Genomic DNA, 15,807 nt, shown 5'->3' with positions numbered 1-15,807 from the left:
ATGAGGCGGGTTCGTGGTCGGTGTGGAAGGTGGGTCGCCGTGGTCAGGCGGTCTCGCGGACGGCTCGGGCCAGGACGCGCAGGCCCTCGTCCAGTTCGTCGGCGGTGACGGTCAGGGGCGGCAGCAGCTTCACGACCTCGTCCTCGGGGCCCGAGGTCTCCAATAGCAGCCCGAGTTCGAAAGCACGGCGGCAGACGGCCGAGGCCCGGCCCCGGTCGGTGAACTCGACGCCCCAGACCAGACCGCGCCCCCGGTGGACGGCGTCCGGGTGCTCCTCGACGAGGGCGAGCAGCGCCCGCTCGACCTGTTCGCCGCGGGCGAGGGTCTGCTTCTCGGTCTGGTCGTCGGCCCAGTACGCGGCGAGCGCGGCGGACGCGGTGACGAACGCGGGGTTGTTGCCGCGGAAGGTGCCGTTGTGCTCGCCCGGCTCCCAGACGTCCAGCTCCGGCCTGCACAGCGTCAGCGACATCGGCAGGCCGTACCCGCTGATGGACTTGGAGAGGGTGACGATGTCGGGCGTGATGCCCGCCTCCTCGAACGAGAAGAAGGCACCGGTCCGTCCGCAGCCCATCTGGATGTCGTCGACGACGAGCAGCATGTCGTGCCGCTCGCACAGTGCGGCCAGCGCGCGCAGCCACTCGGGACGGGCGACGTTGACCCCGCCCTCGCCCTGCACGGTCTCGACGATCACGGCGGCGGGCACGTCCAGCCCCGAGCCCCGGTCCGCCAACAGCCGCTCGAACCAGCGGAGTTCGGGAGCGCCATCCGTGGAGCCGTCGAGGTAACTGTCGTACGGCAGCCGCACGGCGTGCGCCAGGGGCACTCCCGCTCCCGCCCGCTTGAAGGCGTTGCCGGTGACGGCGAGTGCGCCGAGCGACATGCCGTGGAAGGCGTTGGTGAAGGAGACGACCGCCTCACGGCCCTTCACCTTCCGCGCCAGCTTCAGCGCGGCCTCCACCGCGTTGGTGCCGGTCGGCCCCGGGAACATGACCTTGTACGGCAGGTCGCGCGGCCGGAGTACGAGGTGCTGGAACGTCTCCAGGAACGTCCGCTTGGCGGTGGTCGCCATGTCGAGGCCCTGGGTGACCCCGTCCCGCTCCAGGTGGTCGAGCAGAGCCCGCTTCAGTACGGGGTTGTTGTGCCCGTAGTTGAGGGAACCGGCGCCCGCGAAGAAGTCCAGGTACGGGTGGCCGTCCTCGTCGTACAGCCGGCTGCCCCGGGCCCGGTCGAAGACGGTGGGCCAGCCCCGGCAGTAGCTTCGGACCTCCGACTCCAGGGTCTCGAAGACGCTCAGGTCGGGCGGGGCGATGGTCATACGGCGGCCTGCTCGGGGATGCCCGACGTGACGCCCGAGGTGACGTCCGAGGTGACATTTGAGGCGAGGACGAAGTCGGTGAAGGTGTCCACGGAGACGAAGTCGTCCGCGTCCAGCTCCTCCGGGTCGACGACCAGCCCCAGGGAGTCCTCCAGGGCCATCAGCATCTCCAGCATCGTCGTGGAGTCCAGGTGCAGGTCGTCGAAGAGCCGGATGTCGCCGTGGAGACCGGTGACGGGGCGTTCGAGGACGTGGGTGAGGGCGTTTTCCAGCGCGGCGACGACGTTCTGACGATCCATTGCGAGTCCTTCGGGGTGGGGTTGGTGGGGTTGGCGGGTTGGTCGGTTGCTGGGGTCGGGGGCGTAGGCGGGGGAGAGGGCGCTCAGGGAACCGGGGCCGTGGGCGTGGCGGGGGCCGGAGTCGGCGCCGGGGTGGTGAACGGGTCGGGCGAGGCGACCAGGGTGGCCAGGGCCTTCCGGTCGACCTTTCCGTTCCCGTTCACGGGGAGCGCGTCGAGGCGTACGCAGCGACGCGGGATCTTGAAGGGCTCGATCAGGTCGCGCATGCGCTCGCGCACGGCCTCGGCCGGCAGGTCAGCGACCACGGCGAGCACGGCGGACCGCTGCCCGTCGGGAGGCAGGACGGCGGCCGACACGACGCCCTCGACACGGGACGCCGCGGCCTCGACCTCGGTGGCGCTGAGCCGGAAGCCACGCTCCTTGTAGAGGTCGTCGCGGCGCCCGGAGAAGTACAGGTAGCCCTCCTCGTCCTGCCTGCCGTAGTCGCCGGTGCGCAGTTCGGGGAAGAGCCCCTCCGCGCGCGGGAAGCGCTCGGCGGTCAGGTCGGGGCGCCGCCAGTAGCCGGCCATCACATGCGGTCCGCGCACCACGAACTGACCGATCTCCCCGGCCGGCAACCGTTCGCCGTCGTCCCCGACGACGAACACCTCGGTGCCGGGAAGCGGCAGACCGCACGAGCCGGGCCGGGCGAGATCGCCGTCGGGTGGCATGATCGCGGTGCGCTTGCACTCCGTGAGGCCGTACATCACCTGGATCCGCAGCCCCGGCAGGGCGCCGCGCAGTGCGGCCATGGTGGTCTCCGACAGTGCCGCCCCGGTGTTGGTGAGCAGCCGTAGCCTCGGCAGCCGGCCGCCCGCCGCCCCGCCGGAGCCGCGCCGCAACAGCCACGCCAGCCGGTCGGCCACGGACGGCACCCCCGGCAGCACGGTGGCCCCGCTCTCCTCCAGACTCCGCAGCAGCGGCGGGCCCGACTCCGCGACGGTGCCGAGATGCAGTCGGGCGCCGCTCAGCGCGCAGAGGTAGAGCTGGTAGAGGCCGTAGTCGAAGGAGAGGGGCAGCGGGCAGTACACGACGTCGTCGGCCCGGTATCCGAGGCACGACTGGATCGCCGACACCGCGAACAACACCTGCTGGTGGGTGCTCACGACGGCCTTCGGCAGCGCGGTGGTGCCTGAGGTGTAGATGAGGCTCACGGGGTCGGTCGTGAGGGGAGCGGGGTCGTCGGTGGTGGGGCCGTCGGTCGTGAGGGGAAGAGGGCCGTCGGAGGGGTGTGACGTGGGGGTGTGCGGCGTGCCGGTGGCGTCGGCGCAGGGCGACTGCGGGTCCCGAGCCGACCGTACGAGATCCTCGATCCGTACGGCCGTCACGCCGGCCCCGGCCGCGGTGCGGAGGGCCTTCGGGTCGTCGGAGACGAGGACACGAGGCTCGCAGTCGCCGAGCACGTGCTCCAACGGGCCGCCGCGCACCTCCTCGTGCAGCACGCTGAACACCGCCCCGATGCGGGACGCCGCGTACACCAGCGTCGCCACGCCGAGCCCGTCCGCCGCCTTCACGACCAGGCGGTCACCCCGGCGCACACCCTCCCGCCGAAGCCGCCCGGCCAACCGCGCACTGGCCTTAGCCAGTTCGCCGTAGGAGAGAACACCACCGCCGCTCGTGCTCAGGGCGGCGGCCCGGGGGTCCCGCTCGGCGGCCAGATCGAGGAGCTGGTGGAGGTGGTGGGGGAGGGCGTTGGGGAGGTGATGGGGGAGGGGGTGGGGGAAGTGCGTCGGCGGGGCCGGGAACTGCTGGGACTCTGCGGGCATCACTGCTCCCTCGTCGCGGTGGCCGCGGCGGCTGTGGTGGTGGCGCCGGCGGCGGAGGTGTCGGCCGTGGCTGCGGTGGCGGGGCCGGTCTCTGCGCTGGGGGCGCTCGCGGCCATGACCACGCCCCTCCCACGCCTCCTCGCGGCCCTTCTCATCGGCACCACCGTCGTGGCCGTGGCCGCGCAGACGAGCTGGGGTTCGTCGAGAACCTCGGCCGAGCTGTCACCGGCACCGGCACCGGCACCGGGTTTCGCGGCGATCACCTTGTGGGCCTGTAGCTCGACGATCCGACGCAACCGGGTGCTGCGCACGAGACGGCCGCTCGCCTCGATGTAGTCGCCGGGGTGCACGGGCGCGGTGAAGCGGATCTCCGAGTACTCGGAGAGCAACCCCTCGTCGCTGTCCGTCCGTACGGTGATCTCGGTGACCAGATCCCCGAAGAGCCGCAGGATCCGGGCGCCGTCGACCAGCCCGCCGCCGTAGTGGGCCTCCTCCTGCCCGATCCGTACGCGCAGGAAGGCCGTGGTGTGGTGCTCCGAGTGCCGCTCCGCGCTGCGGTGGTGGTCCTCGTCGCTGTCCGCCGTGGGCGACATGATGGCGAACTCCTCTCTGTCGATGGCACTTTCGGTGGGGTAGTCGTCGCATCCGCAGGCCGCGCCGGGCAGGGCGATGGCGACCGCCGCGACGACGTTCTGCTTGTGCGTGATGGACAGGGAGATCTCCGGCGGCCCCCACCGCGCCGCCCGCCCCCGGAACCGGACGAAGGGCGCCCCGTCGGTGTCCCGGTCCACGCAGATCTCGTACGGCGCGACGCCTTGGAGCATCCCGGTGCCCAGCACCTTGAGCACCGCCTCCTTGGCGGCGAACCGCCCGGCCAGGAACTCCAGCCGCCGCTCGGCCCCCATCGCGTCGGCGAGCGCGGTCTCCTCGGGGGCGTAGGCGAACCGCAGGAACCACGGTCGGCCGAGCAAGGCGCGGAGCTCCTCACGGTCGAGGACGTCGACGCCGATCCGCAGGCTCAAGGCATCCCGTCGAAGTCGACGAGCCGCTGCTTGGCGAGCAGGTCCTCGGTGGTGTCCCGCTCCCGGACCAGATGCGCGCGGCCGCGGTGGACGAGTACCTCGGCCGGATAGCCGTGGCTCAGGAAGAGCCCCGGTGACGCGGTCGGCCCGTACGCCCCCGAACGCTGGACCCCCAACAGGTCCCCGGGCCGCACCTCGGGCAGCTCCACCTTCTTGGCGACCACGTCGTTCGGCGTACAGAGGGGGCCGGTGAGGGTGTAGCGCCGCAGAGGCGCCTCGGACGCCGGACCCGGTGCCTGTCCCTGTTCCGGTCCCTCTGTCTGTCCCTGTCCCTGTCCCTGTACCGGTCCCAGATGGACGACGGGAAAGTTCCGTTTGACGAAGCTTCCGACCCCGACGGCCGCCATGTGGTGATTCGTCCCGCCGTCCGCGACGACGAACGTCTCACCCCTGGACTCCTTCACGTACCGGGCGCGTACGACGTACGTGCCGGCCGTCGCGGTGAGGAAGCGTCCCAGCTCGATGATCAGTCGGCACCCGGGGTTGCGCGCGGCGAACGGCGCGATCGCGGCACGCATGCCCGCGCCGAGGGCGGTCAGGTCGAGGTCGTCCTCGTTGTCGAAGTAGGCGACCCCCAGACCACCGCCGAAGTCCACGGTCTCCAGCGGGAATCCGAGCAGCCCCGCCAGATCCTCGGCGGCGGCCAGCACCTCGCGGGTGTTGCGGACCACGTCCTCGTGGTGCAGGAACCGGGTCCCCATGTACGCGTGGACGCCCCGCACCCGGACGTTGCGCAACTCCGCCAACTCGCTCTTGGCGCCGCGCAGTTCCTCCTCGTCGATGCCGAACTGCCGGGGTTTGCCACCCATGGCGAGCCCGGACCCCTTGGCGCTGAAGGCGGGATTCACCCGCAGCACCACGGGAACCCTGCGGTCGGCGAACGCTCGGGCGTCGGCGACAGCCTCGGCTTCGGCGTCGGCTTCGGCCGCGAGCCGGTCCAACTGCCGTAGCTCCTCCAGCGATTCACACACCACCGCGTGGATCCCGGCCTCGACACAGGCCGTCAGCTCCCGCAGGTCCTTCCCCGGCCCGAGGAAGATGATGTCCTCCGGCGCCACGCCGGCCCGCAGCGCGGTGACGAGTTCGGCGTACGAGGAGACCTCGGCGCCCGCTCCCCGCGCGCCGAGGAAGGCGCACACGCTGATGTTCGGGTTGGCCTTGAGCGAGAAGAAGATGTCGACGGACTCGGGCAGGAGACCGCGCAGTTCGCGAAAGGTCCCCTCCAGCACGTCCGCGTCGTAGACGAACAACGGCGTACCGAATTCCTCGGCCAGCTCTCCGAACGATTTTCCCTGTACTTGGACGCGCTGTGCACTCACTGTACGCACTGCACTCACTGCACTCACGAAATTCCCTTCCTGGGTTTTCCGGCCCCCGCTGGTGCGGTTCACTGCCAGCCGGAGTCGTCGTCCTGTGTATGACGAACAGGTCCCTGGGATGTCGCGAACGCCATGACCGCCTCGCGTGCCATGAACTCCATGAATTCCATGAACTCCGTGCCCATTCCTGTGAGGGTGATGGGGTGCTTCCGACAAGCAAGAGTTTTGCGGCTCGGAGATGCCGTGGGAAGTGGATACCGATGGCCCAAACTGGCCGTGGCCTATTCAGTCCTGGGCCACCAGGGCCATCCCTCGTCCGGCACGAGGAGGGGCGATTCAGAGCACCGCACCTGCCAGCTCCGCAGGTCGGGCCGACACGCGACCGTCCGCCGCCAGAGCCGTACCGCCCTGCTCTCCGCTTCTTCGAGGCAGGCCGCGCGCAGGAAGAACCCCACCACCGGCCGCGTGGGATCGTCCCGGTGCACGGTGACATGTTCGAGCCCGTCGGACTCACCGGCGCTCGCGGCGATCGCCGGCCCGGTGTCCGCGGGCAGGGAAACACCGCCGGCCCCCCGACCGGACGGCTCCAGGGCAAGGTGAACGAGATACATCCCCCTAGCTTGGGGCGCTCGCCGCATATGCCCTGCCGACGGTCGCTGGACGGTTCGGGCCATGGCCGGGACCGGCCACACCTCACGCACTCGAGCGATCGCGCTCGATACGACCCGACCGGTCACACCTGACTCGCTCAACGACTCGCACGAACCGCGCCCACCGGCCTGCTGTCGGCAGTCGTCAGGCACCCGTCCGAACAGCCGTCAGGCACCCGTCGCGTCGTGTCGCGTCGGCCTCAGCCCTGGATGAAGCCCTGTTGGGCCGCCCGCACCCCCGCCTGGAAGCGGCTGCGGGAGTCGAAGTGCTCCATCAGGGCGGTGGCGATGCGGCGGGCGGTGCGCGCCGAGACCCCGAGCCGCTTGGCGACCATCTCGTCCGTGTGCCCCAGCGCCAGCAGCCGCAGTGCCTCCAGCTGCTGGGCGCTCAACCCGTCCGGCTCCGGCTGCTGCCCGTCCACCCCGAACGGTTCGGCCGTCCGCCACACGTTCTCGAACAGCGCCGCCAGCGCGGCCACCGTGCCCTGCGCCCGATGGATCGTGACCCCGGCCCCCGTGTCGTCGCTGTTCGCGGCGATCAACGCGACCCGCCGGTCCCAGATGATCATGCGGTTGGGCAGCGAGGGCGCCGTCCGTACCTGCGCCCCGTGGGAGGTGAGCCACTCCGCGTGCGCCACGGAGGCCGAGTCGTTGCGGATGCTGTCGAGATAGACGGTCCGCATCCGTACACCCCGGTCCAGCAGCCGACGGTTCAACGGCCGCGAGTTGCGCATGTTCGCCTCGGTCTGGGCGCCGCCGGGCGCGAAGGTCAGGAACTCGTCCTCGACCTCGTTGTTCATCGCGGCCAGATGGTCCCGGATATTGTCGAGGCCCTCGACGTGTTCCGCGTCGCCCTTCACGGTCGCGGAATCGTCGAGCGCGAATTCCGAGAGAATGCGCGCAGCCGCCGCGCGGCCCTCCTCCACCCGCTGCTGCTGAACGGCGAGTTCGGCCTGCTGCCGGGCTATCAGCATTTCCATCCCCAGTTGGGGATTGAGGGCGTGCATACGCTGTGGATCCTCGGCGGACGGTCGTATGAGCGCCATTTCGCTGAGTCTGTCGAGAGCGGTACGTATCTCGTCCCGGGAGAGGCCTAACGCGTCGCTCAGACCGGTGACTCCGGCTTCGGGATGGGCCAACATCCCCCGGTAGACGGATTCGGTGCGGGCGTCAATCCCAAAGACATCGAGCATGCGTCTCATCCATCTCCAGTACGGGTCCCCTTCGCACGCTCACAGCCGGACCCGTGGCGACGGCGACGCCGACCCGGACCCCCTCTCGTGATCACGCGTTGCTGGTCCGCTACCCCGAGTGGCGCCCAACACGCCCGCCTCCAGCGCGCCTTCAGCGGATGTACACACCATGCACCCGTTTCGCGAACGGAACCACGGGTAACCGGAACGGCTCGCTCCGGCCCGGACTCCCTGATCCTGAGGGTCGCGACGCACATCTGGACCGGCCGCGCCGACTGCATGCGGCAGTGCCCTGATATCTCAACTCTCCTCACCGAAAAGGAAGTTGGGGCGGGCGACAAGGGCAAGTGGCGTGAGTCAGGTCACAGGCCGGCTGCGGGAGAAGTGGTCCACGGCATCCCCTGGGCCTGGCATGCTCATGCGTGGCTACTGGGGGGTAACCGCCGCGTGCGCACGGCCGTGAGGGCATGTGTGCCGCCATGCCCGCCCTGCGCCGCCTCGTTCTCTCTCCCTCCTGAAGCGCACCCCCCTGTCACCGCTCCCGAGGACTCACGCGTGCACAAACTCAGAAGACACACCCAACTGTCGGTACTGTCGGCGATCACCGTCGCGACCCTGCTGATCACCGGCTGCTCCACCGACTCCCCCGCCACCGCAGACAAGGCGGCCGCCACGACGGCCGAGTCTCCCGCGTCCGGCGCGGCCGAGGAGCAACTCGCCGTCGTGTCCGCCTCGACCGGCGACGCCACCCCCACCGCCGTGGCCGACACGAACGCGGCCGACCGGCTGGGCAAGGCCGAGAAATCCGCGCTCAAGGTCGCGTCGTACGACAGAAAGAGCGGCCGGGCGGTGATCACGGCACCGGCGTCCGAGCCGGACGCCGAACCGTCCGCGACTCCGTCGAGGACCGCCTCCGCCTCCCAGGGCTCCGACGAGGGCGACGCCGCCACCGACCCTGGAACCGCCACCGACCCCGGAACCGGAACCGACCCCGGCACCGGAACAGGTGCGAAGCCGAAACCGAAACCGAAGCCGAAGCCCGCCGTGGCCGTCGGCGACGTCATAGCCAGCGCCCCCGCCCCCGGCGCCCCCGACGGCGTGCTGGCCGAGGTGACGGAGATCGTCGGCACGGCGGCGGACGGCGGCACGACCGTCGAGACGGAGCCGGCCGAGCTCAACTCCGTCCTGGGCGAGGGCAAGGCGGACGGCACGGTCCCTGTCGACCCCTCCACCCTGGACGTCGACCCGCTCGTCCAGGGCGTGAAGGTCTCCTGGGCGAAGACCGGCGACCTCACCTTCGGCCCCGAGGGCGCGAAGCTCCCACTCGGCAGCCTGCGCATCGACGTGGGCGCGGCGGTGGAGACCGCGCCGGGCGCCCCCGCCTCGGCAGCGGCCTCGGTCGAGGGCTTCGTCCAACTCGCCCCCGAGGTCGCCTTCTCGTACGACGGCTCCGGCGCCGGCACGGGCTCATCGCCGGGCGGCGCGTTCCTGGGCCTGACCGGCGACTGGGCATCGCAGTGGTCGCTGAAGGGCCGCGCGGCGGGCTCGACCGACGGCAAGCCGATCCGCATCCCCTTCGCCGAACTTCACGCCGACCCCGTGATCCAGGTCGGCCCGGTCCCGATCGTCGTCAACCTCGACCTCGTCTGCTATTTCCAGGTCGAGGCCGACGGCCGCGTCACGGTCGACGTCGAGCAGGACCTCAAGGGCGACTTCCGCGTCGGCGGCAACTTCACCTGGGCCAAGGGCTGGCAGGGCGTGAGCGAGTCGAACATGACCGGAGAGCCCCTGAAGACGACGGTCACGGCCGTCGGCGACGTCAAGGCCGCGATGGGCGCGGAGGCGACGGTCGGCCTCTACGGCACGGTCGGCGTCACCGCCGACATCGCCCCGTACCTCCGCGCCGAGGCCGACGCGACCGCCGAAGGCTCGGCGAACGGCACAGGTTCGGCGAAGGGCTCCTGGGCCCTGTACGGCGGCATCGACCTCACCGGAACCCTGAACCTCCAGCTCTCCGTCTTCGGCACCCCGATCTTCCAGACGAAGATCCCCCTGGGAGCCCTGCACGAGGAGTGGCTCCTGACGAAGGGCGAGGCGAAGACGCCATAGGCCGCACCCGGCCCCCTGCGTACCGCAGGCCCTGCCCTCCCCCCGACGGGGAAGGGCAGGGCCTGCGGCACAGACCGAAGAGGGCGAAGGAACCGCGGTGGGTGACGGGAGAGAATCCCCCCATGGGGACCACGAAACTCACCGCCCGCGCCCTCAACCGCGCGACCCTCGCCCGCCAACTCCTCCTCGCCCGCGCGGAGTTGAACGTGCCGACGGCGATACGACGCATCGTGGCCCTCCAAGCGCAGCACCCGGCGTCCCCGTACATCGCCCTGTGGAACCGCCTGTCCCCCTTCGACCCCACCACGCTGGACGCGGCGCTCGCCGACCACCGCCTCGTCCGAGCGACCTTGATGCGCGTCACCGTCCACACGGTCCACGCGGACGACTACACCCCGTTCCGCGAGGCGATGGAACCGACCCTCCGAGGCTCCCGCCTGGGCGACCCCCGCTACCGCGCCTGCGGCCTGACAGCCGCCGACGCCGACGCCTTCCTCCCGCACCTCCTGACGTACGCCGAAGCCCGCCCGCGCACGGCAGCCGAACTCAGAACCTGGCTGGAAGACCACCTGGGCACTGCCGCTACCGCCACCCCGGCGGACACCGCCGCCCATCGCATGCTTCGCCACTACGCGCCCCTGTGGCACGCCCCGACCGGCGGCCCCTGGTCCTTCGACACCCGCCAGTCCTACGTGGCGGCCTCCCCGCGACCGTCCCTCACGGATCCGGAAGCGGCCGCCGAAGGCCTCCGTACCCTCATCCGCCGCTATCTCCAGGGCTTCGGCCCGGCGACGGTCGCGGACATGGCCCAGTTCGCACTGATCCAACAGCGCCGCATCAAAACGGCCTTGTCCGCCATGCCGGAGGAACTCGAAACCCTGCACGCCACGGACACCGGCCAAACCCTGTACGACATCCCGGGCGCCCCACGCCCCCCGGAGGACACCCCCGCCCCACCCCGCCTGCTGGCCATGTGGGACAGCACGCTCCTGGCCTACGCGGACCGGGGCCGCCTCCTCCCACCCGAGTACCGCCCGTACGTGACCCGCATGAACGGAGACGTACTCCCGACCCTCCTGGTGGACGGCAAGGTGGCCGGCATCTGGCGCCCCCTGCCCGACTCCATCGAGGCCACGGCCTTCCACCCCCTCCCCACCGCCGTCTGGAACGCCCTCACGGAGGAGGCCACGGCCCTGCACACCCTCCTCACCGCCCGCTCGGACCCCACCCCGTACCGCCGCCACGACCACTGGTGGACGAAGCCGCTCCCGGCCACGGCGGAGACACGCATACTCCACGCCGGTTGACGGGGCCCTACTCGTGGCCGCACCTTGCGCCATCACTCCTCCGAGCGATGGCGACCGCACGAGCTTCGAAGTACTTTCAAAGTTATGGGTACCGAGAGCGCCGCCGTGAACTTCTCCGAGCTGGTGAACAAGAACAAGCAGACACTCGCTCGGCTACAGGAATCGCCGAGACTGCTGCTGCACCGCCGGGACGGAGAGGATCTGGTCCTGACCACCGCGGCGCGGGCCGAGCAGGACCAGACGGTGGTGTCCGCGGCCACTCGGATGTTGGCCGCGATGGCTCGCCGGGAGCCCGGCAGCATGGAACTACTCCTCGACATACTGCCGGAGGCGTTCCCCTGGGTCCGTTTCCTGCCCGAGCCCGATCTCCACGCCTTCGCCGTCGAACTGGTCGACACCATGCGTGCCGCCGACTCGGTCGGCAACACCGCCTCCGTCGCCCAACTGCTCATCGCCTGGCAGCACACCGCGGAGGTCTACTCCGACCCGGAACTCCTGGCCGCGCTGACCCGGCACCACTCCGAGGACTACGGCCCGGTACCCGACCCCAGGAACATCGCATGACCGGGCGCCGCGGAGACCGCGCCGCCCCACCGGCGCCACACGGCCACTGGGAAGTCCGCTTCGCGGACGCGGCTTCGGCCAAGGGCTGGGAGAGCCTCGCCCGGCAGGCCCGCGAGAACACCTACCGTGCGTGTCATCCCGAATGATGTAGGAGCTGAGTACACCGGTTGGTCCCCGCGGCTCACGACGGGTACGACATCAGCGACGAGGACGGTTTGCTGGCGGTCTGCAGGCTCGTCGACGTGTTGGTCTGGACGCTTTCGGTGCCCGGTGAGCCGATCCGTGGTCAGCCGACTTCAGGTAACGCGCCAGGCGGAGCAGGCTCCTCCGCGGTGACACGCCGGATGTGGCCTACCCACGAGTCCGGCGTCAGGGAGGACCACTCAACGTCGATCTCAACGCCGTGGAATATGCGGGTAAGGCCCGCAAGGTGTGTGAAGATCGCCGTCTGTACCTCCTCGGAGGCGGCGTCGGCGGGCATCGGGACCTTGCCGCATCCGCCACCCGAGTCGTCGGCGATGAACGCGTAGGGCCACACGTCTTGCCCAGTCAGCAGGATGATCTCCTTCGGTATGCCGAAGGGGGCTGCTTCTTCTTCGTCATGGGTCGTCTCACCACGGTGCCATCCAACCTGACGGACTGCGGGGTCAGGCACCCGCCATACACACAGCCTCGGTCTCCTGTCCCAGACCTGGGTGCAATGCAGGCGTCTCAGCTCTCGGCGGGGGCGGCGGGCTGGTCTGCTTGCCGGGAATCGGATCGCCGTCAACGGGGTTGGTGGGGAGAAGCCGATCATTGGAGGGTCATGCGAGCGATTCAGGTGTACGAAGTGGGCGGTCCCGAGGTGCTGCAGGTGGCCGAGGTGGACCAGCCGCGGCCGGGTCCGGGCGAGGCGGTCGTGGAGGTCGCCGCGTCCGGGGTCAACTTCCTCGACGTCTACCACCGCGAAGGTCGGTACAGCCTCCCGCTGCCCTTCACCCCGGGTGCTGAGGGCGCCGGCACGGTCGTCGAAGTCGGACCCGGCGTCGCTGACGTCGCAGTCGGGGACCGGGTCGGTTGGGTGGAGATTCCCGGCACGTATGCCGAGCGGGCCGTCGTGGACTCCTCCCGGCTGGTGCCGCTGCCCGACGATATCGGCTTCGAGACAGCCGCCGCCGTGCTCCTCCAAGGCATGACCGCGCACTATCTCGTCAAGGACGCCTACCCGGTTCAGGTGGGCGACACGGTGCTCGTGCATGCGGCTGCCGGTGGCATGGGGCTGCTCTTGACCCAGCTCATCACCCATCTCGGCGGCAGGGTGATCGGCACGACGTCGACCACGGCGAAGGCCGAGCTGGCCAAGCGTGCCGGGGCCGCCGAGGTGATCCTTTCCTCGGCGGTCGACGATCTCGCAGCCGAGGTGAGACGGCTCAACGGCGGTCAGGGACTGCCGGTCGTCTTCGACGGCGTCGGCGCGCACACCTTCGAGGCGAGCCTCGCCAGCCTGCGAACCCGCGGCCATCTCGTGCTCTTCGGCGCGGCAAGTGGTGCCGTGCCGTCGTTTGATCCGATTCGGCTCGCCCACGGCGGTTCGCTGACCCTGATCCGGCCCAGCCTCGGGGACTTCATCGCCGATCGGTCCGAACTGCTCCGACGAGCCGCCGATGTGTTCGAGTGGGTGCGCTCCAAGGCGCTTGAGGTCACCGTAACGGGCCGCTACACATTGTCCGAGGCTGCCCAGGCCCACAGCGATCTGGAGGCTCGGCGTACCACTGGCAAGCTGCTCGTCATACCCGATGCGGCCGCTGTGGGACGCCGCGAGGCCGACGCGTGACCGCCACGGCGATCACCGCCGACGCAGCCCGCTACACCACCCGCCGCCACAAGACGAAGAACAGACAATCGGCTCCTGCAGCTGACGTCCCAGGGAATCCGCGTGCGGTCGGCGGACAGCGGGCGTCATGGCAACACGGCCGGGCCTCTCCGCACGCAACTGAAGCGACACGACCTGCGAGGGACACCACGACCGCGCGAAGAACCGCCGGTCAGGTGAACCTCCTCGAACCCCAAGGCGTCACGCGGCTCCCGCAACACAGTCCGGGAAAGGCTGTGCAAGGAAGACGGGCGTTGCCGTGAAGCGTGCTCCACTGGTCCAGCGGTGGATGGGCTCGTTCCGGACGGCCCGGACTGAATTTACGAGTGTGTCGGCCTCCTGTGTTTCAGGGCATGGATGAAGGGGCGCCAAGCACTGCTGCCGACGGCGACGACGCGGCCGTTCGGGTTTTTGGAGTCACGTATGAGTGCGTGGTCGTCGGATATCACGCACTCGACGCACTCGCCTCCCGCGCCGTTGCTGTACGAGGACGTGAACCACCTCGGACGGTGGTCGTCGCCGGCCTCTGCGATGTTCATCTGGCGCATTCCTTCAGGACGGACTTGATCAACTGGGCTGACCGTCGAGGGCTCAGAGCCGCGGCTCGCAGACCGTCGAACGCCCTCGTGTACTCACGAACATGATGCTCGCCTTCGAGGTAGACGGCATCGGTGATGCCGTCCCGGTAGACCAGATCCGGGTCTTCCGGGGCCGGAAAGCCGAGCATCGTGAACGAGCCTGTCGCCGGGCAGGTCCCTGAGTCGAAGGGGAGGACCTGCAAGGTCACGGACGGCAGTTCGGCGGACTCCAGGACGCGTTCCAGCTGTTCCCGCATCAGCGCCCGGTCCCCGACGACGTTGCGCACGGCCCCTTCGTTCACGACGAACCAGGCGTCGGGCGCGTCGGGTCGAGCGAGCATGGCCTGCCGCTCCATGCGAACGCGTACGGCCCTGTCGATGTCCTGGACGGACATGTGAGCACCCGTCGTGTGGAGTTCGCGGGCGTACTCCTCGGTCTGCATGAGGCCCGGCAGCAACTCGCACTGATACTGGCGGAGCACCGAGGCGTCCTGCTCCAACCCGATGTAGATGTTGAACCATTCGGGAACGCCGGCGCCGTGCACCTGCCACCAGCCGCGCGTCTTGGCCTGCCGGGCAAGGGACTTGAGAAATTCGCGCAGCTCGTCGCTCGTACTGTGAAACCGGCACAGGGCATCGACGTCCGACGGTTGTACCCGTCCGCTGCCCGTCTCCATCCGGTTGACCTTGGAGCCGCTCCAGTCCAGCGCTGCTCCGACCTGAGCGCACGTCAGCCCGCTTGTCTCGCGCAGCTTCTTCAGCTCGATCGAGAGACGACGACGCCGTGCCGTCGGTGAACCGGCCATCTCGAAACCTTCTCAACCATCCGTCGAATAGCGGCATTCAGTCTCGCGCCAAGGGCGCCGCCTGCCAATCACTCGGAAGTGGGAATCCCGCTGTGCACATTGCACGCAGGGATGTGCCGGCTGCATTCTGACTGTCGGCGCTACTCAGTGTGAGTGGGCGTGGACACTCCGTCGAGCGGGTGAGGTCGGGGTGGAGTCGGCATACGACGAAAGAGGTCCGAGTGATCCAGAAACCGTGTGCGTCCCGGCAGCCGTGGGACTTGACCTTCACGGCGGACCCCGAGGAGGTCGCTGCCCTGAGGCACCTGATGAGCTTGCACCTGGGACTCTGGGGCCTGCGAGAGGTCGTGGATGAGGCTCAACTCTGCGTCAGCGAACTGGTGTCGAACGTCATCACGCACGTCGGTCCCGGCACCCCGGCCACCCTCGCGGTCTCGATGAGTGGCACGCACCTGCGCATCGAGGTGCATGATCCCGACACCCGGGCCCTGCCCACGCTCATGGACGTGGACGCCGATGCGGAGGGCGGGCGCGGCATGGCGCTCGTCGATGCCGTCGCCGACCGCTGGGGTGTTCAGCTCCACGACGGCCGGAAGGTCACTTGGTGCGAGTTGAACACCGGTGCCATGCCGCGGATCGGTCGCTTCGACGACCCAGGTGTGTCGAGGGCCGAGACATTGCTCGACGTGTACGCCACGACGAAGTCGCCGCCTGCTTCGGCCGTCGACAACAGGATGAGCACGGCCTTGGCCGAAGAGACGGTGATCGGAGTGATCACTGACTTCCTGCACTGGCTCCGGGCGCACGGCAAAGACCCGGACCAGGTTCTGGACCACGCCCAGACCAGGTTCGAGTCACAGATCCAAGCGAACGAGGAGACAAGGTGCGCTGCCCGGAAGCGCCCGGCAAAGAGGCGGAGTTGACAGAC

At 69.8% G+C, this 15,807-nt stretch carries 15 protein-coding genes; 6 read left to right on the top strand and 9 right to left on the bottom strand.

The genetic code is table 11. The annotated features are described in order from the left end of the window. Window positions 1-43 precede the first annotated feature (43 nt). The 6 genes from ectB to GWK25_RS36285 all read right to left on the bottom strand — a co-directional run bounded on the left by ectB (window position 44) and on the right by GWK25_RS36285 (window position 7,516). Window positions 44-1,315, bottom strand: coding sequence for a diaminobutyrate--2-oxoglutarate transaminase (gene ectB / locus GWK25_RS36310; protein WP_215455732.1), 1,272 nt, complete (start codon window positions 1,313-1,315; stop codon window positions 44-46). Further along, window positions 1,312-1,614, bottom strand: a complete 303-nt coding sequence (locus GWK25_RS36305; RefSeq protein WP_215455731.1) for a phosphopantetheine-binding protein — start codon at window positions 1,612-1,614, stop codon at window positions 1,312-1,314. The genes ectB and GWK25_RS36305 overlap by 4 nt, the downstream gene beginning before the upstream one ends. Window positions 1,615-1,697: 83 nt before the next feature. Further along, complete coding sequence (locus tag GWK25_RS36300) at window positions 1,698-3,419, bottom strand: class I adenylate-forming enzyme family protein (RefSeq protein WP_215455730.1); 1,722 nt, start codon at window positions 3,417-3,419, stop codon at window positions 1,698-1,700. Next, on the bottom strand, window positions 3,419-4,441 hold the full coding sequence (locus GWK25_RS36295; protein WP_251829198.1) for a holo-ACP synthase: 1,023 nt from the start codon (window positions 4,439-4,441) through the stop codon (window positions 3,419-3,421). The genes GWK25_RS36300 and GWK25_RS36295 overlap by 1 nt, the downstream gene beginning before the upstream one ends. Beyond that, window positions 4,438-5,820, bottom strand: a complete 1,383-nt coding sequence (locus GWK25_RS36290) for an alanine racemase (RefSeq protein ID WP_215455729.1) — start codon at window positions 5,818-5,820, stop codon at window positions 4,438-4,440. Before GWK25_RS36290 ends, GWK25_RS36295 begins: the two co-directional genes overlap by 4 nt. Before the next feature lie 850 nt (window positions 5,821-6,670). Continuing rightward, entirely contained in the window at window positions 6,671-7,516 is an 846-nt protein-coding gene (locus GWK25_RS36285; protein WP_308404403.1) for a helix-turn-helix domain-containing protein, read from the bottom strand. 702 nt (window positions 7,517-8,218) lie between these two features. Here GWK25_RS36285 and GWK25_RS36280 point away from each other — a divergent pair. The 4 genes from GWK25_RS36280 to GWK25_RS36265 all read left to right on the top strand — a co-directional run bounded on the left by GWK25_RS36280 (window position 8,219) and on the right by GWK25_RS36265 (window position 11,789). Then, window positions 8,219-9,772: a hypothetical protein gene (locus GWK25_RS36280; RefSeq protein WP_215455727.1), complete on the top strand. Its 1,554-nt coding sequence runs from the start codon at window positions 8,219-8,221 to the stop codon at window positions 9,770-9,772. Window positions 9,773-9,894: 122 nt separating this feature from the next. Beyond that, window positions 9,895-11,079 (top strand): winged helix DNA-binding domain-containing protein, encoded by a 1,185-nt coding sequence (locus GWK25_RS36275; RefSeq protein ID WP_215455726.1) that lies wholly within the window; start codon window positions 9,895-9,897, stop codon window positions 11,077-11,079. An 84-nt stretch (window positions 11,080-11,163) separates the two neighbouring features. Further along, window positions 11,164-11,643, top strand: coding sequence for a hypothetical protein (locus GWK25_RS36270; protein ID WP_215455725.1), 480 nt, complete (start codon window positions 11,164-11,166; stop codon window positions 11,641-11,643). After that, window positions 11,640-11,789 carry a hypothetical protein gene (locus GWK25_RS36265; RefSeq protein ID WP_215457981.1) on the top strand — a complete coding sequence of 50 codons (150 nt, stop codon included), beginning with the start codon at window positions 11,640-11,642 and terminating at the stop codon, window positions 11,787-11,789. Before GWK25_RS36270 ends, GWK25_RS36265 begins: the two co-directional genes overlap by 4 nt. A gap of 140 nt (window positions 11,790-11,929) precedes the next feature. Here GWK25_RS36265 and GWK25_RS36260 read toward each other — a convergent pair whose 3' ends face one another. Next, window positions 11,930-12,298: a hypothetical protein gene (locus tag GWK25_RS36260; protein WP_251829197.1), complete on the bottom strand. Its 369-nt coding sequence runs from the start codon at window positions 12,296-12,298 to the stop codon at window positions 11,930-11,932. Between the two features lie 150 nt (window positions 12,299-12,448). Between GWK25_RS36260 and GWK25_RS36255 the strand changes: the two genes are divergently transcribed. After that, entirely contained in the window at window positions 12,449-13,456 is a 1,008-nt protein-coding gene (locus GWK25_RS36255; protein ID WP_215455724.1) for a quinone oxidoreductase, read from the top strand. 359 nt (window positions 13,457-13,815) lie between these two features. Here GWK25_RS36255 and GWK25_RS36250 read toward each other — a convergent pair whose 3' ends face one another. Beyond that, window positions 13,816-14,034, bottom strand: coding sequence for a DUF397 domain-containing protein (locus tag GWK25_RS36250; protein WP_215455723.1), 219 nt, complete (start codon window positions 14,032-14,034; stop codon window positions 13,816-13,818). Then, a complete protein-coding gene (locus GWK25_RS36245) occupies window positions 14,031-14,879 on the bottom strand; it encodes a helix-turn-helix transcriptional regulator (RefSeq protein WP_215455722.1) in 849 nt (282 codons plus the stop codon). The genes GWK25_RS36250 and GWK25_RS36245 overlap by 4 nt, the downstream gene beginning before the upstream one ends. Window positions 14,880-15,100: 221 nt before the next feature. Between GWK25_RS36245 and GWK25_RS36240 the strand changes: the two genes are divergently transcribed. After that, entirely contained in the window at window positions 15,101-15,802 is a 702-nt protein-coding gene (locus tag GWK25_RS36240) for an ATP-binding protein (RefSeq protein WP_308404402.1), read from the top strand. Window positions 15,803-15,807: the final 5 nt, after the last annotated feature.

It is taken from the genome of Streptomyces sp. ATCC 21386 (assembly GCF_018728545.1).
GTDB lineage: Bacteria > Actinomycetota > Actinomycetes > Streptomycetales > Streptomycetaceae > Streptomyces.
This window is presented reverse-complemented; position numbering and strand designations above follow the sequence as displayed.

Excerpts from the sequence above, each read along its gene's own strand:
- ectB (WP_215455732.1), bottom strand. The coding sequence starts at position 1,315 with ATGACCATCGCCCCGCCCGACCTGAGCGTCTTCGAGACCCTGGAGTCG.
- GWK25_RS36305 (WP_215455731.1), bottom strand. The coding sequence starts at position 1,614 with ATGGATCGTCAGAACGTCGTCGCCGCGCTGGAAAACGCCCTCACCCAC.
- GWK25_RS36300 (WP_215455730.1), bottom strand. The coding sequence starts at position 3,419 with ATGCCCGCAGAGTCCCAGCAGTTCCCGGCCCCGCCGACGCACTTCCCC.
- GWK25_RS36285 (WP_308404403.1), bottom strand. The coding sequence starts at position 7,516 with ATGGCGCTCATACGACCGTCCGCCGAGGATCCACAGCGTATGCACGCC.
- GWK25_RS36275 (WP_215455726.1), top strand. The coding sequence starts at position 9,895 with ATGGGGACCACGAAACTCACCGCCCGCGCCCTCAACCGCGCGACCCTC.
- GWK25_RS36270 (WP_215455725.1), top strand. The coding sequence starts at position 11,164 with ATGGGTACCGAGAGCGCCGCCGTGAACTTCTCCGAGCTGGTGAACAAG.
- GWK25_RS36265 (WP_215457981.1), top strand. The coding sequence starts at position 11,640 with ATGACCGGGCGCCGCGGAGACCGCGCCGCCCCACCGGCGCCACACGGC.
- GWK25_RS36255 (WP_215455724.1), top strand. The coding sequence starts at position 12,449 with ATGCGAGCGATTCAGGTGTACGAAGTGGGCGGTCCCGAGGTGCTGCAG.
- GWK25_RS36250 (WP_215455723.1), bottom strand. The coding sequence starts at position 14,034 with ATGAACATCGCAGAGGCCGGCGACGACCACCGTCCGAGGTGGTTCACG.
- GWK25_RS36245 (WP_215455722.1), bottom strand. The coding sequence starts at position 14,879 with ATGGCCGGTTCACCGACGGCACGGCGTCGTCGTCTCTCGATCGAGCTG.